The 17294-nt window shown below is 61.0% G+C and carries 6 protein-coding genes; 3 read left to right on the forward strand and 3 right to left on the reverse strand.

Annotation, left to right across the window (positions count from 1 at the left end; genetic code table 11):
- The first annotated feature begins 1793 nt into the window (after positions 1-1793).
- The gene (locus NMA58_RS25170) at positions 1794-13757 is read left to right on the forward strand and encodes a DUF4214 domain-containing protein (protein WP_434714389.1); all 11964 of its coding nucleotides are present in this window, start codon (positions 1794-1796) and stop codon (positions 13755-13757) included.
- Between the two features lie 321 nt (positions 13758-14078).
- Positions 14079-14558: a hypothetical protein gene (locus NMA58_RS25175; protein ID WP_434713601.1), complete on the forward strand. Its 480-nt coding sequence runs from the start codon at positions 14079-14081 to the stop codon at positions 14556-14558.
- A gap of 187 nt (positions 14559-14745) precedes the next feature.
- Here the strand turns inward: NMA58_RS25175 and NMA58_RS25180 are convergent, their stop codons facing one another.
- Positions 14746-15336 (reverse strand): SOS response-associated peptidase, encoded by a 591-nt coding sequence (locus NMA58_RS25180; RefSeq protein WP_434713602.1) that lies wholly within the window; start codon positions 15334-15336, stop codon positions 14746-14748.
- A 57-nt stretch (positions 15337-15393) separates the two neighbouring features.
- On the opposite strand from NMA58_RS25180, the gene NMA58_RS25185 reads away from it, so the two are divergent.
- Complete coding sequence (locus NMA58_RS25185) at positions 15394-15891, forward strand: SOS response-associated peptidase family protein (RefSeq protein WP_434713603.1); 498 nt, start codon at positions 15394-15396, stop codon at positions 15889-15891.
- Here NMA58_RS25185 and dinB read toward each other — a convergent pair.
- Together dinB and NMA58_RS25195 are read right to left on the reverse strand one after the other, a co-directional pair.
- Positions 15888-16979, reverse strand: coding sequence for a DNA polymerase IV (dinB, locus tag NMA58_RS25190; RefSeq protein WP_434713605.1), 1092 nt, complete (start codon positions 16977-16979; stop codon positions 15888-15890). The two genes, NMA58_RS25185 and dinB, sit on opposite strands and share 4 nt — an antisense overlap.
- Positions 16980-16992: 13 nt before the next feature.
- A complete protein-coding gene (locus tag NMA58_RS25195; RefSeq protein ID WP_246721918.1) occupies positions 16993-17253 on the reverse strand; it encodes a hypothetical protein in 261 nt (86 codons plus the stop codon).
- Between the last annotated feature and the right edge of the window lie 41 nt (positions 17254-17294).

Consider the following 17294-nt stretch of genomic DNA (forward strand, 5'->3'; position numbering starts at 1 on the left):
CTCTGGAAGAAGCCAGAAGCATTGCAAATTCCATAAATGAAGCTTTTTGGGCTAACTCGTACTCCTACCAAAAAATAGACAACATTATCGCAGGTATTGATAACGCTGCAGGCATGGGATTGGACGCGATAGCCGACAATTCAATTGCGGAAGGGACGCTCGGTGTTATTGGCGTAATTGGAAGTCTGCCGGCAGCTGTTACGCTAGACGTTCTGCTTGGTCCCGACGACGCAAACGCCGGCGAGGACGACAGGCTTGCCCAGTTAAACAGTCCATCGGCAGCGGACGGGTCGCTTTTTTCAACGACCACTTTTGCGACAACGTATCTTGGCGGAGTGCCGCTTTCATCAGCGAACCTCGTGAATCCGTCCGCGAGCTACTTTACCGATCCCGGGAATTTCGGGTTCACTAACATCTCAAGCGCTCCGAAATCCTGGGACTATTTCTATCAAGACGACTGGGGCAGCGGCGGTTCGGACGGCAGCAGTTCAAGTTCCTCCGGCTCAAGTTCTGTCTCGAGCGGCGAAGGAACGCATGACTACGACAACCAGAGTGACGAAGCAGACGGGCCGTCGCAACCCTCGTCTTCATCGAACGGTGGTGGCACTCACTCGACCCGTTCGTCAGACGATTATCAAGGCGGCGTTTACACCGGAACTTATACCTACAACAGTCCGGACCCTAACGTTGGACCGCGAACTTATGACGAGGGCGGCAACTTTCCGGAAATCGACGATGGCATCGGCGCAGATTATGACGACCAGGATCCGGACGACGAACCCGTTGTCCTGGATCTCGACGGCAATGGTATCAAGCTGACCCAGCAGACGTCGTCGATCACCTATTTCGACATGGCCGGCGACGGCAAGCAGCACCTGACGGCCTGGGCAGCGGCCGGTGACGGCGTGCTTGCGATCGACGCGAACGGCGACGGCAAAATCGATCAGAAAAGTGAGATCAATTTTACCGCGTGGGACCCGACCGCCTCCACCGACATGCAGGCGCTGCGTGATGTCTTCGATACCAATCACAACGGAAAGCTCGACGCCAGCGACAGCCGTTTTGCCCTTTTCAAGGTTGTCGTGACAGAGGCCGATGGAACTCAGCAGCTCAAAAGCCTTGCTGATCTCGGCATCACCTCAATCGACCTGATTTCGAACAATCAGGCGACGGAGCAGCCCGATGGATCAAAAATCAGCGGTACAGCGGCATTTCAGCGGGCGAACGGCTCGACCGGAACGGCTGCGGACGTGTCGCTGGCCTTCGACACGACCGGTGTGGTGATCTCGACTTCAACCACTCATCTCGCCGATGGATCGACCACGATCGACGCCAAGGCCAGCGGCACCGATGGCACGCTGCAGTCGGAGCGGATCCAGACGACTTCTGCGGACGGGCTTAGCAGAACACTGACGATCGACACCGACGGCGACGGCGTCCTCGATCAGCGGCAGACTGACGTGACGACGATTGCCGGCGATGGCAGCCGCTCCGAAACGCTATCCGATTTCGGCAATGGCGGGACGATCCTGACCGACAGCACGACGACGGTCACCAGCGCTGATGGAAAGCTTGTTACGATATCGAGAGACCAGACTGGCGGCGGCCGCCCGACGCAGCAGGAGACGGATGCGACCGCCGCGGACGGCACGCTGACCGTCACGGTGACCGACCTCAATGCCGACAGTTCGGAAAAGGATCGGACCACCGCCATCACTAGCGCCGATGGGCTTTCGAAGACCAAGAGCTCAGATTCGACCGGGCGCGGTATCGTTGACGCCACCACGACCGACATGATTTCCGTCGCGGGTGATGGCACGCGAACCGAAGATGTCAGCGACTATGCCGGTACGAGTTCTGTTAGCAGCAGCCGCGTCGACGAGACGGTAACGGTGACGAGCGGCGATGGCCGAAGCAAGACCATCAACTCCGATCTCGACGGCGACGGACATGCCGATCAGCGCGCTTCCAATGTGATCGTGGTCAATGCCGACGGCACATCGACGGCTACACAGGTCAAGCGCGGCGCCGATGGCGCGCTGCTCAGCGAGACGGTGACCGCCTTGAGCGCCGATTCCCTGGTGCGCTCCACGAGTACCGATGCCGACGGCGACGGCATTTTTGAAGAGAAAAGCCAGGACAGCACGGTGATTGCGGCCGATGGCGGCCGGGTTGAAACCGTTACGGATACGAACGCTGATCTATCGCAGCGCGATCGCACGGTCACCTCCTGGAGCGCTAACGGCCGTACCAGAACGATCGAGACCGACACGAATGGCGATGGCGGCTACGATTCCGTCGAAACCATCACGGTCGCCGGCGACGGAACAACCACGGATACGCTTTCGGACTTCAATCCGGCAGGAACGATCCTGTCGAACCGGACGGTCACGGCGACGTCGGCCGACGGGCTGTCGAAAAATGTTCGCACCGACGAGGACGGCGATGGCGATTTCGACGAGCAAGCCGATACCGCAATCGTCATCAATTCAGATGGCTCATCGACCACGACGCAGATCAACTGGAATGGTGCGCACAACGTCCAGACCGTCAAGGCCGTAACAACGGTCAGCGCGGATGGAAAAAGCACGATGGTCGATCGCTATCTCGGATCCTCCACCGCAAAGGATATTTCGGAACAGGACACGACGGTCCTGAACGCTGACGGTTCACAAACGCGTACCGTCATCGACACCGCGGGGTCGTCCGCGACGCAGCTCAGTAAGACTGTGACGACAACAAGTGCCGATCATCTGAACATTACGACCAGCACATATCTCGACCAGTTCTCCAGTCCGGAACAGGTCACGGCTCAGGTCACTGCGGCCGACGGCAGTGAAACGACCACTTCCTCGACCTACAGCGCTGACGGAAAGCATCTGCTGCAGTCGTCGGTGACGGCGACGAGCGCCGATCGCCTGACCTCGCTAGTCACGACCGACAGCGACGGTGACGGCGATGCCGATCAGCACAAGAGCGATGTGACGGTGCTCAATATCGACGGAAGCCGCGTAGACACGGTTGCGGACTACGTCGGGACCGGCACTGCGACCTCCAACCGGACCGACAGCGAGGTCACGACAACGAGCGCGAACGGCCGGCATAACGCCATCCAGCTGGACGTCGACGGGGACGGGATCTTTGATCGCGTGGCAGATGACATCACGACCTTTTCAGCCGACGGATCGCAGGTGGAGACTACCTCCGACTATGCGGGGGATGGCACCACCCTCATCGAGCGAACAACGATTACGACAAGCCATAGCGGCTATGACAAAGTCACGGCTGTCGATACCAACGGCGACGGCCAGGTCGATACGACGACCACCGACATAACAACGCTCAATTCCGATGGATCGACAACAGAGACCATCACCATTACCAATGGTGCGACACTCAGAAGCCGGCTCGTCACCACAGAGCAGGCGGACGGCAAGACGAAGACGACCAAGACCGATGCGAACGGTGACGGAGGATTCGACACGGTCGAGTCCGTCACCGTTTCTGCCGACGGAAGCACCGTCGACAGCGTCTCGACCTTCAGTCCGGACGGGAGCGTTCTCGAAAAGCGCGTGGTCACGACGATCTCGGCCGACGGTCTGGTGGAGACCGTGGAAACGGACGCCGATGGCGATGGCGATTTCGACAGCCGGTCGGTAACCTCGAGCGCTACCAATGCCGACGGATCTACAACTGTCACTTCCACCCAGACGAACGGCGACGGGAGCGTGCAGACAGGAAAGACGGTCAAGACGATCAGTGCCGATGGCCAGACGCTGACGACCGACACCTATATTGGCAGCGATTCTTCCGTGGACAAGACCGTTCAGGAGGTCCGTACGCGCAATGCGGACGGCAGTATTCTCGATGTTGAGGACGGGGTTGCCGGCGTCAATCGCCTCAAATACGTCCACACTCTAACGACATCGAGCGCTGATGGGAGAAGCAGCACCAGCGACCTGTCGAACGGCATTCCGCCGACCAATGCCCAGACGACGGTCAGTTCGGTCAACGCGGACGGCTCCAAGGTAACGATCGTCGAAACCTACGGCATCAATAACCCGGTCGCCTTCAATGAAATCAAGACGACCACGATCAGCGCCGATGGATTGACGAAGACCGTCAAGAACGATTTCACCAATGCCGATAACACCGATTCCTACAACGAAACAATCTTCGACGGGACGGTCCTGAACGCGGATGGCTCGCGCACGGAAACGCTGCGGGACACCAACACGACGGGCCAGGTGATCGATCAGGTCATCAAGACCACCTCCGCCAACGGCGATCTCGTCACCCAGCAATGGAGCGGCAATCACACGTGGGCCACAACTGCGCTCACCGTCCACAATAGCGACGGTAGCACCACGACGACAACCAGCGCCGGCACCGCGATATCAGGCTCGGCCGTAACCGGATTGGTCGACCAGCAAGTACAGACGGTTTCGGCAGATGGCTTGATTACGAACACCGTGATTACCCTTCTCTCCAAAACGGCAAAGACCGACACCTCGATCCGGAATGTCGACGGCAGCAAGACGGAAACCGTCCAACTCTCGAATACGGTCACCGGCCATCTACTGCGTTCGGAGACGACCGCAGACAGCGCTGACGGCCTATCGCAGACGGAGAGCCGCGACAGCGACGGCGACGGCGTTGCCGATCACAGCGAAACGACTGTGACTTCAGGCAATGGCGTCAAGACGACGACGATCTCTAATTTCAACGCCGACGGCACTCTCAAGGATCGCTCGACGACGTCAGTCAGCGCAAACGGCCTGGAGACCGATTACAGTTTCGATTCGGATGGGGACGGCGTGACCGATCGCCGGCGAACGGATGTTACCGTTCTCAACCCGGACGGCAGCCGTACTGAGACCATTACCGATCTCGCCCCCGATGGTATTGCCGTCCTCGACAGGGTAACTAGCACCACGAGCGCCGATGGGCTGACCAAGACACAACTCTCGCAACTCGACGCGGCAGGACGTGTCTCGGAATCACAGATCGACACCACGAGCGTCGATGCCAATGGGGAGCTGGTCGAGACCAATACAACCTATTACAGCGACGGGACCAAGCGAAGCGGCTTTGTCCGCATCACAAGCGCCGACGGCCTCGAGATTGTCACCGACTTCGATCACGATGGCGACGGCGTCATCGACGAAAGCCAGCTGTCCAACACCGATGCGGCAGGAAACACCTATCAGTCCCTCGACTACCCGACAGGCAAGTCCTGGCGCACAGGTGCGGCGGACAGTTCAGCCGATGGTTTCGTCATCAACGTGGATGACGACGGGCGCAGCACCGATGTGACGATCCTGTCGCCGGACACGCCGTCCGATCCAACGAGCGCGCCCACCGATCTCGGCGACGAATTCATATCGGTCGCCGCCGAGGCGAACGGTTCCTATAGCTGGGAAGCGGTTTCGACAACCGGCTCGGTCACCGCATATGTCCGGCACGGGATCGATCCTGATGGCATCGATACCATCACATGGTCGAATGTGCGTGGTCTCACCGGATCGGCGCAGATCGAAATGACCGAGGAAAACCTCGACGTCGCCGAGATGCAACGGATCTACGATGTCGTCTTCGACCGTGACATGCAGAACTCCGAGCGCGAACAGCTCGGGACCTACCTGACCCAAGGCGCCCTTAACGCGACGCAACTTGCGACCGACCTCATCGCAAGCGCAGCCTTCACGTCAAACTACGGGACCTTGTCGAATGTCGGCTTTGTTGAAGTGCTCTATCAGAATGCCTATGGACGCAATGCCTCCGTCAGCGAAATGCAGACATGGCTCGGCAAGCTGAATTCCGGCAGCCTTACGCGGGCCGGACTAGTTCTTGCCATTTCGGAGAGTGCGGAACATCAGGTCGTCGGCAATGACCACATCACGACCAACGTCACCTCGGGCAAGTATCTGCATTCGACCGACAAGGCCGCGGCGATCGAAACCGTCGATCGTCTCTATCGCGTCCTGCTCGGCCGCGATCCGTCGGCAAGTGAAGCAGCGTCGAAGGCAACAGCCATCACCGGCGGTACGGAAACCCAGTTCCAGGTCGCCAACGACATTCTCGCCTCCTCGGCTTTCACGACGCTCTACGGCGGCCTGTCAACGGCAGATCTCGTCAATCAGCTCTTCGTCAATGCTCTTGGTAGGGCGCCGACCGCGTTGGAGGCCTCTTTCTGGACGTCAGCACTCGGATCCGGCACCACCAAAGCTGACTTCGCGGTAGGTCTTGCGGTCAATCAGTCCTATCTGTCATCGACGACGGGGAATGGCATCGACGTTGTCGGCACCGCCGGCAACGATATTCTGACGGGCGGAACCGGCGACGATACGATCGATGGCGCAGCCGGCAACGATGTGATCCTTGGCTTCACTGGTAATGATACGATTGTCGGGGGAGCGGGTGCCGATACGATGATCGGCGGCACGGGCGACGACACCTATGTCGTCGACAATGCCGGTGATGTGGTGACGGAGAATGCCGGCGAGGGCAATGACACGGTGAAGACGGCGCTGGCTGCCTACACGCTTGGGGCCAATGTCGAGAACCTCGTCTATACAGGGACGGCGGCCTTTGCCGGCACCGGCAATGAGCTTGCCAATGCGATCACGGGTGGGGTGGGTGCCGATACGCTGGACGGCGGGGCCGGTTCAGATCTGCTGACAGGCGGAGCAGGCAACGACATTTATGTGGTCGACAATATCGGCGACGTAGTCGTGGAAGCAGCCGGCGCCGGCACTGACACGATCAAGACGATGCTGAACAGCTATTCGCTGGCGTCGCTCGCCAATGTCGAGAACCTGACCTTCACCGGCACCGGCGACTTCACCGGGGCAGGCAATGCCGCGGTCAACGTCATTACCGGTGGAGCCGGCAATGACATCCTCGATGGCGGCGCAGGTGCCGACACGCTGGTCGGCGGTGCGGGCAACGACATCTATATCGTCGACAATACCGGCGACGTGGTGACGGAAGCCGCAAGCGCGGGCACCGACACGATCGAGACGGCACTTGCCAGCTACTCGTTGGCAGCACTCGCCAATGTCGAGAACCTCACCTACGCCGGCACAACAGCCTTCACCGGCACCGGCAATGCGTCGGCGAACGTCATCACCGGCGGAGCCGGTAACGACACGCTCGACGGCGGAGCAGGCGCCGACACGCTGACCGGCGGTACCGGCGATGACACCTACATCGTCGACAATGCCGGCGATGTGATCACCGAGAATGCCGGCGAGGGCGCCGACACGGTCAAGACGGCGCTCGCCTCCTATACGCTCGCGGCCAATGTCGAGAACCTGGTCTATACCGGGACCGGAACGTCGGCGATCTTCGCAGGCACAGGTAATGCGCTTGACAATGCCATCACCGGCGGTGCGAATGCCGATACGCTGTCTGGCGGAGCGGGTAACGACACGCTCGATGGTGGGGCCGGCGCCGACCACCTGATCGGCGGCACGGGTGACGATACCTATGTCGTCGATAATGCCAGTGACGTTGTCACCGAGAATGCCGGCGAAGGCACCGACACGGTGAAGACGAACCTGGCGACCTATTCGCTTGCCTCGCTCGCCAATGTCGAGAACCTCACCTACACCGGCACCGCGGCCTTCACCGGCACCGGCAATGCGGCGGCAAACGTCATCACCAGTGGCGCCGGCAACGACACGCTCGATGGCGGCGCGGGGGCCGACACGCTGACCGGTGGCGCCGGCAACGACACCTACATTGTCGATGATGCGGGCGATGTGGTGGTGGAAGCGGCCGGCGGCGGCTCTGACCTCGTCAAGACGGTGCTTGCCTCCTATGCGCTCGGCGCCAATGTCGAGAACCTTACCTATACCGGATCGTCGGCCTTTGCCGGCACGGGCAACGAACTCGCCAATGCGATCACGGGTGGGGCTGGTGCCGATACGCTCTCGGGCGGCGCAGGCAATGATACGCTGGATGGCGGCGCAGGCGCCGATACACTGATCGGCGGCACCGGTGACGACACCTACATCGTCGACAATGCCGGCGATATCGCCACCGAGAATGCCGGCGAGGGCACCGATACGGTCAAGACCTCGCTGACCAGCTACACGCTTGGTGCCAATGTCGAGAACCTGACCTATACGGGCACGGCAGCCTTCACCGGCACCGGCAATGGTCTCGACAACGTCATCACCGGCGGGACCGGCGCCGATCACCTGGCAGGCGGTCTCGGCAATGATACCTATATCGTCGACAATGCCGGCGACGTCGTCACCGAAAATGCTAGCGAGGGCACCGACACGGTCAGGACATCGCTTGCCACCTATACGTTGGCTGCCAATGTCGAGAACCTGGTCTATACCGGTGCTGCAGCCTTTGCCGGGACCGGCAACGGCCTCGACAACATGATCACCAGCGGCGCCGGCGCCGACACGCTGACAGGTGGTGCCGGCAACGACACGCTCGACGGCGGGGTGGGCGCTGACCATCTGATCGGCGGCACCGGCGACGATATCTATATCGTCGACAATGCCAGCGATGTCGTCACCGAGAATGCCGGCGAGGGCACCGACACGATCAGGACAAACCTCGCGACCTATTCGCTGGCCTCCCTCGCCAATGTCGAGAACCTGACCTACACCGGCACAACAGCCTTCACCGGCACCGGCAATGCGTCGGCGAACGTCATCACCGGCGGATCCGGTAACGACACGCTCGACGGCGGAACGGGGGCCGACACGCTGATCGGCGGCACCGGCGACGACACCTATGTCGTCGACAATGCCGGGGACATCGTCGTCGAGAACATCGGCGAGGGCATGGACACCATCAAAACATCGCTTGCGAGCTATACGCTCGGGGCAAATGTCGAAAATCTCACCTATACCGGGACCGCCTCCTTCACAGGAACAGGTAACGAGCTCGACAACGTCATCACAGGTGGGACCGGCGCCGACCATCTTATCGGCGGCACCGGCGACGACACCTATGTCGTCGACAATGCCGGCGATGTGGTGACGGAGAATGCCGGCGAGGGCAATGACACGGTGAAGACGGCGCTGGCTGCCTACACGCTTGGCGCCAATGTCGAGAACCTTGCCTATACCGGGACGGCAGCCTTTGCCGGCACCGGCAATGAGCTTGCCAATGCGATCACGGGTGGAGTGGGCGCCGATACGCTCGACGGCGGGGCCGGAGCCGACACGCTGACGGGCGGTGCGGGCAACGACATCTATGTCGTCGACAATATCGGCGACGTAGTGGTGGAGGCAGCCGGGGGCGGCACTGACACGATCAAGACGACGCTGAACAGCTATTCGCTGGCGTCGCTCGCCAATGTCGAGAACCTAACCTTCACCGGCACCGGCGACTTCACCGGGGCAGGCAATGCCGCGGTCAACGTCATTACCGGTGGAGCCGGCAATGACATCCTCGACGGTGGCGCAGGTGCCGACACGCTGGTCGGCGGCGCTGGCAACGACATCTATATCGTCGACAATACCGGCGACGTGGTGACGGAAGCCGCAAGTGCGGGCACCGACACAATCGAGACGAGCCTGGCAACCTACTCGCTCGCAGCACTCACCAATGTCGAGAACCTGACCTATACCGGCACAACAGCCTTCACCGGCACCGGCAATACATTGGCGAACATCATCACCGGCGGATCCGGTAACGACACGCTCGACGGCGGAACGGGTGCGGACACGCTGATCGGCGGCACCGGCGACGACACCTATGTCGTCGACAATGCCGGGGACATCGTCGTCGAGAACATCGGCGAGGGCATGGACACCATCAAAACATCGCTTGCGAGCTATACGCTCGGGGCAAATGTCGAAAATCTCACCTATACCGGGACCGCCTCCTTCACAGGAACAGGTAACGAGCTCGACAACGTCATCACAGGTGGGACCGGCGCCGACCATCTTATCGGCGGCACCGGCGACGACACCTATGTCGTCGACAATGCCGGCGATGTGGTGACGGAGAATGCCGGCGAGGGCAATGACACGGTGAAGACGGCGCTGGCTGCCTACACGCTTGGCGCCAATGTCGAGAACCTTGCCTATACCGGGACGGCAGCCTTTGCCGGCACCGGCAATGAGCTTGCCAATGCGATCACGGGTGGAGTGGGCGCCGATACGCTCGACGGCGGGGCCGGAGCCGACACGCTGACCGGTGGAGCCGGCAACGACATCTATGTCGTCGACAATATCGGCGACGTAGTCGTGGAAGCAGCCGGCGCCGGCACCGACACGATCAAAACCACGCTCAACAGCTATTCGCTGGCATCGCTCGCCAGTGTCGAGAACCTGACCTTCACCGGCACCGGCGACTTCACCGGGTCGGGCAATACGGCGGTCAACGTCATCACCGGTGGAGCCGGCAACGACATCCTCGATGGCGGCGCAGGTGCCGACACGCTGGTCGGCGGTGCGGGCAACGACATCTATATCGTCGACAATACCGGTGACGTGGTGACGGAAGCCGCAAGCGCGGGCACCGACACGATCGAAACGGCACTTGCCAGCTACTCGTTGGCAGCACTCGCCAATGTCGAGAACCTCACCTACGCCGGCACAACAGCCTTCACCGGCACCGGCAATGCGTCGGCGAACGTCATCACCGGCGGAGCCGGTAACGACACGCTCGACGGCGGAGCAGGCGCCGACACGCTGACCGGCGGTACCGGCGATGACACCTATGTCGTCGACAATGCCGGCGACGTGATCACCGAGAATGCCGGCGAGGGCGCCGACACGGTCAAGACGGCGCTCGCCTCCTATACGCTCGCGGCCAATGTCGAGAACCTGGTCTATACTGGGACCGGAACGTCGGCGATCTTCGCAGGCACAGGTAATGCGCTTGACAATGCCATCACCGGCGGTGCGAATGCCGATACGCTGTCTGGCGGAGCGGGTAACGACACGCTCGATGGTGGGGCCGGCGCCGACCACCTGATCGGCGGCACGGGTGACGATACCTATGTCGTCGATAATGCCAGTGACGTTGTCACCGAGAATGCCGGCGAAGGCACCGACACGGTGAAGACGAACCTGGCGACCTATTCGCTTGCCTCGCTCGCCAATGTCGAGAACCTCACCTACACCGGCACCGCGGCCTTCACCGGCACCGGCAATGCGGCGGCAAACGTCATCACCAGTGGCGCCGGCAACGACACGCTCGATGGCGGCGCGGGGGCCGACACGCTGACCGGTGGCGCCGGCAACGACACCTACATTGTCGATGATGCGGGCGATGTGGTGGTGGAAGCGGCCGGCGGCGGCTCTGACCTCGTCAAGACGGTGCTTGCCTCCTATGCGCTCGGCGCCAATGTCGAGAACCTTACCTATACCGGATCGTCGGCCTTTGCCGGCACGGGCAACGAACTCGCCAATGCGATCACGGGTGGGGCTGGTGCCGATACGCTCTCGGGCGGCGCAGGCAATGATACGCTGGATGGCGGCGCAGGCGCCGATACACTGATCGGCGGCACCGGTGACGACACCTACATCGTCGACAATGCCGGCGATATCGCCACCGAGAATGCCGGCGAGGGCACCGATACGGTCAAGACCTCGCTGACCAGCTACACGCTTGGTGCCAATGTCGAGAACCTGACCTATACGGGCACGGCAGCCTTCACCGGCACCGGCAATGGTCTCGACAACGTCATCACCGGCGGGACCGGCGCCGATCACCTGGCAGGCGGTCTCGGCAATGATACCTATATCGTCGACAATGCCGGCGACGTCGTCACCGAAAATGCTAGCGAGGGCACCGACACGGTCAGGACATCGCTTGCCACCTATACGTTGGCTGCCAATGTCGAGAACCTGGTCTATACCGGTGCTGCAGCCTTTGCCGGGACCGGCAACGGCCTCGACAACATGATCACCAGCGGCGCCGGCGCCGACACGCTGACAGGTGGTGCCGGCAACGACACGCTCGACGGCGGGGTGGGCGCTGACCATCTGATCGGCGGCACCGGCGACGATATCTATATCGTCGACAATGCCAGCGATGTCGTCACCGAGAATGCCGGCGAGGGCACCGACACGATCAGGACAAACCTCGCGACCTATTCGCTGGCCTCCCTCGCCAATGTCGAGAACCTGACCTACACCGGCACAACAGCCTTCACCGGCACCGGCAATGCGTCGGCGAACGTCATCACCGGCGGATCCGGTAACGACACGCTCGACGGCGGAACGGGGGCCGACACGCTGATCGGCGGCACCGGCGACGACACCTATGTCGTCGACAATGCCGGTGACATCGTCGTCGAGAACATCGGCGAGGGCATGGACACCATCAAAACATCGCTTGCGAGCTATACGCTCGGGGCGAATGTCGAAAATCTCACCTATACCGGGACCGCCTCCTTCACAGGGACCGGCAATGAGCTCAGCAACACGCTGACGGGCGGCGCCGGCGCCGACACACTTGTCGGCGGCGGCGGTGATGACTTCCTCGATGGCGGAGCAGGTGCCGATCACCTGACAGGCGGCATCGGCGAGGATGACTATGTGGTCGACAATATCGGTGACGTGGTGACGGAAAATGCCGGGGAGGGGAGCGATACGATCTTTACGACGCTCGCGACTTTCTCATTGGCAAATGTCGCCAATGTCGAAAACCTGACCTATACAGGGACGGCAGCATTTACGGGTACCGGGAACGCGTTGAACAACGTCATCAGAGGTGGTGACGGTGCCAACATCTTGGATGGCGGGGCCGGCGACGATACCTTGATGGGGGGCTATGGCAATGACACCTTCATCGTCGACAGCCTGAACGACGTCATCATTGAAAATGCCGGAGCCGGAACCGACACGATCAAGACGGCACTTGCAAGCTACTCGCTGGCCGCAATCAGCAATGTCGAAAACCTCACCTATACGGGCACTGCTGACTTCACGGGGACGGGCAATGAGCTTGCCAATACGATTACCGGCGGGGTTGGCAACGATGTCCTGGATGGGGGAGCCGGCATCGATACGCTAATCGGCGGTGCCGGCAATGATACCTACATCGTCGACAATGTCGGCGATGTGGTCACCGAAGCCGCCAGCGCCGGAATTGATACGATCAAGACAGCGCTCGCCAGCTATACTCTGGCCTCGCTCACTAATGTCGAAAACCTTGTCCACACCGGGTCTTCTGACTTCGCGGGAACGGGCAACGCATCGGCGAACGCGATCATCGGAGGGACTGGCAATGACACGCTCGATGGTGGAACCGGCGCAGACACGCTGACGGGCGGCACCGGAAATGACATCTATGTTGTCGACAATGTCGGTGATCTGGTGGTCGAGAATGCCGGCGAGGGGACCGACACGGTCAAGACCTCGCTGGCGAGCTACACACTCGGGGCGAATGTCGAAAACCTCATCTACACCGGGACAGCGGCGTTTACAGGAACGGGCAATTCGCTCGACAACGTCATCACCGGTGGCAGCGGTGCAAATCGGCTGTCAGGTGGCGGGGGTGACGACATCTTGATCGGCGGCGTGGCCGCGGACACGTTCGTCTATGGCGCCAACGGTGGCATAGACACGATCGTAGGCTTTGTCGCTTCCGGAACTGCCCACGATGTGCTCGCTGTCGACAGCTCGGTCTTTGCCGACTGGGCGCATCTTTTGGCGGCCTCCGCACAATCGGGCAGCGACGTTATCATCACGGCAGACGCGGACGACAAGATCATCCTCAAGAACGTGACGGTTGCGAGCCTCCAACCAGCGAATGTGCAGTTCGTGTGATCGCCTCCATGGCTCGTCCGGTACCCACCGGGCGAGCCCACATTCTTTCACGTTGGACGGGTGAGTGTTTTGACTTCTTGGGACTATGGTTTCGCAGGGCGATGCTTCGGGCCGGTATCGACGGAAGAATTGAGAGCCTTGATCACTCAGAGCTCGCTTCCCCCAGCGGCCTTCGTTCGCCAGGCGGGGGCAGGACTATGGTATCCTGGCAATGTTGTTGCCGAGTTGCTGGATGGAGAAGCCGATTGGCCACCAGCGGGTGCGGGTTTCAAAAATATTCCAGCGGGACCCTGGGCGAGGTTCTGGGCGCGAAGCTTCGATATGATGATCGCTATACTCGCATGCTCGCTCGCCGCGATTGCTGCTTCAAGTCTCTTCAACGACGGTGAGGCCGCCGGCTCTGTCGCGAGAAGTGGGGTGCTGTCAGCTATTGCCTACCCGCTCACCGCTGTTTTTATCAACGTGCTGAGCCAAGCATTGTCCGGTCGAACGATCGGCAAAGCAGTATTCGGCCTCAGCGTCGGAAATCGCGACGGTCGGGGTGACGCCGCCTTCTATCTCCGCCGCGAGCTGTTCGTCTGGGCGGCCGGCAACGCCGTATACATTCCGCTTGCCGCTTCTATCGCCAACATCCTTCAATACCTGCGGCTGAGGAACGGGCAAAACGCCAGCTACGACGCAAGCACGACTTTCGTGATCGGCCGACCTTCGAGCGTGAGGATCCTAACCGGATTCCTCATCATGGTTGCATTCGCCGGCAAGGCAGTGTTTCCCCTTCCTTTCGAGCTCACGCGCCGGTAATTCCGCGTTCCAGGCAGGCTCTGCCGCCCGTAGCACTATTCTGTCGGCGCGGGTTGGGGTGCCTTCACCGCCGGGATGGTAACATCCACATAACGAAGGGGTCGTCGCTTCTATTCCGTTCAACTCCAGGCGTTCTCAGCCAACGGGTCTACAGCACTTCCCTTCGACCAGTCACTGGAATCGCCGGCTAGCCGACCTGCTCCACCGCCAGCGTCCCCGCCGCAAGCGGCCTGATCAGTGACTTCGCGGAAACCGTCGGATCGAGCCAGTCAGCCCAGGCGCTGCGCTGAAGAATGACGATCTGACGGTCGTGGTATGGCGCGATGTCCTGCCCGGGCTCCGTCGTCAGCATAGTGAAGGCTTGGCCAACCTCCGGCGTTTCGCGCCAGATGCCGGCAATGCAGAAGATCGGCTCGTCCTTCTGGGTGAACAGCCACTTGTCCTTCCGCTTCTTCTTCGGGTCCTTCGGATCAGTGAACTCGTAGAAGCCGTCGGCAACGATCAGGCAGCGATTGGAATTGAACTCCCGCCCCTCAGACCGGAAATTGTGCACCGGACGCTTGTTCGGCCCGGGCCAACTCCAGCGCCGCTGCACGAGCTCGGCCTCGTCCCGGGTCCCGTCGATCGTTCTGACGATTGGCCCGATATCGGTGATCTTGATGTCCTCACGCCTTTCGAGGTTCGGCGCGCCTTCGCCGAAGCGGATTTTGATCTTGAGCTCGGCGAAGTCCTCGACGATCGAGGCGACATCCACCATCAGCCGATAATCATTGCACATACGTCCTCCGTCTGAGATCTGGTTGTGTGGGAATCTCGTTCCTGATATGTTCTACCTATGATTAGTGCGACCGTTTTCCAGTCGGACGCCCCGCTCGATGAGCGCCGCGTGATCATAAGGCGCCATAACGGCGATGTGGAGATGGTGGAGCTGCCGTGGGGCCTGCGCCCGCGCGACGGCGATGCGCGCGCCGTGACCGTCGTCCGGGCGGAAGGACGGACGTTTCCGACCCACCGCTGCCTGGTGCCGGCCTCGGAGCTTCGCCATAGGAGCTTCAGCTTCTCGCTCGCCAATGGTGACTGGTTTTACTTCGCGGGAATCTGGCGGCCGGCGATCGAGGACTGGACGGAGGCTTACGCCATCCTCACGATCGAGGCGAATTCTGACCTCGCGCCGTTTCATAACCGGCAGATGACGGTTCTGACACGCGATCAACGCCTGGCTTGGCTCGACGGGCTGGTGCCTGAGGACGAAATCCTTCGGCCGTTGCCGGCAGGGACCTTCCGGGTCAAACGCCATTCCATCGATCCTGTCCAGCCGAAACTGGTGGTCTAAAGCGCCAGCCGCAGCTGCGGCTCCATTTCAGAGGCCTGCCGTTCCAAGGATGACAGCGAGACGCCGAGCAGGCGGATTCCCCTGCGCGGCGGGAAGATCGGCGTGAGAAGCAGGCCGACCACCTCCTCGAGGTCGCCGATCGTTTGCAGAGGTGCCGCAACCGTCTTGCTGCGGGTGATCTGGGTGAAGTCGGCATACTTGACCTTGAGCGTCACCGTCTTGGCGCCGATTTCATTGGCCTCGCAGTAACCCCAGACTTTCTCGATCAGCGGCTGAAGGCCTTCGCGTGCCGGCTCGAAAGAGTGGATGTCCTCAGAGAACGTGTCTTCCGCGCCGACGGATTTCCGCACCCGGTCCGGCTTGACCTGACGATTGTCGATGCCGCGGGCGATGCCATAGAAATATGGTCCCGACTTCCCGAAATGTTCGACCAGAAACTCGAGTGTCTTTTCCTTAAGGTCCGCACCTGTTTCTATCCCGAGCCGATGCATCTTTTCGGCCGTCGCCGGTCCGACGCCATGGAATTTCTTGACGGGGAGGGCCTCGACGAAGGCCGGCCCGTTCTTCGGCGTAATGACGGCCTGACCATTTGGCTTGTTCAGGTCGGATGCCATCTTGGCGAGGAACTTGTTGTAGGAAATCCCGGCCGACGCATTGAGGCCGGTGACCTGCTTGATCTTTGCCCGGATCTCCGCGGCAATCTCGGTGGCGATCTCCATGCCCTTCAGGTTTTCGGTGACATCGAGGTAGGCCTCGTCGAGCGAGAGTGGCTCGATCATCGGCGTGTATTCGGCGAAGATCGTGCGGATCTGCAACGAGACGGCCTTGTAGACGTCAAAGCGCGGTCTCACGAAGATGAGGTCGGGGCATTTGCGCTTTGCAGTCACCGAAGGCATTGCCGAATGAACACCGAACTTGCGTGCCTCATAGCTGGCGGCCGCCACAACCCCACGGGCGGCAGGATAGCCGACGGCAACCGGCAGACCGCGCAGCTCGGGATTGTCGCGCTGCTCGACTGACGCATAGAAGGCGTCCATGTCTATGTGGACGATCTTGCGCGGCCGCTCGCTGCCTTCGTCGTTTGTCATCGCCTAGCTTCCATCACGACCCTCTGTATCGCTCGCTCAGGCATGGGAAGTGCGCGCCGCATTTGTCACCCTCCGGCGTTTGCATTCGCTCGCAGCCCATCCCCATGCGCCGGCGGATCACCGCGAAGCTGGCACCGGCGCCGAATGCTTTCACCAACAGCTTGCGCTCAAGCGCGCAGTGGCGATGACATGGGTGACAGATGAATTCAATGATCGGCTCACGGTGATCCCTCAGTCTCGGATCCAGATCGTTCACAGGCTCCGGTCGCGCCATGCGAAAAAATTCCCATTCACGCCATCGAATTGAATCCGTTC

It is taken from the genome of Rhizobium sp. YTUHZ045, from assembly GCF_051124255.1.
GTDB lineage: Bacteria > Pseudomonadota > Alphaproteobacteria > Rhizobiales > Rhizobiaceae > Rhizobium.

What these genes read in the sequence shown, in the direction of transcription:
- NMA58_RS25170 (WP_434714389.1), top strand. Translation starts at nt 1,794, where the DNA reads ATGATTTCCGTCGCGGGTGATGGCACGCGAACCGAAGATGTCAGCGAC.
- NMA58_RS25175 (WP_434713601.1), top strand. Translation starts at nt 14,079, where the DNA reads ATGATGATCGCTATACTCGCATGCTCGCTCGCCGCGATTGCTGCTTCA.
- NMA58_RS25180 (WP_434713602.1), bottom strand. Translation starts at nt 15,336, where the DNA reads ATGTGCAATGATTATCGGCTGATGGTGGATGTCGCCTCGATCGTCGAG.
- NMA58_RS25185 (WP_434713603.1), top strand. Translation starts at nt 15,394, where the DNA reads ATGATTAGTGCGACCGTTTTCCAGTCGGACGCCCCGCTCGATGAGCGC.
- dinB (WP_434713605.1), bottom strand. Translation starts at nt 16,979, where the DNA reads ATGACAAACGACGAAGGCAGCGAGCGGCCGCGCAAGATCGTCCACATA.
- NMA58_RS25195 (WP_246721918.1), bottom strand. Translation starts at nt 17,253, where the DNA reads ATGGCGCGACCGGAGCCTGTGAACGATCTGGATCCGAGACTGAGGGAT.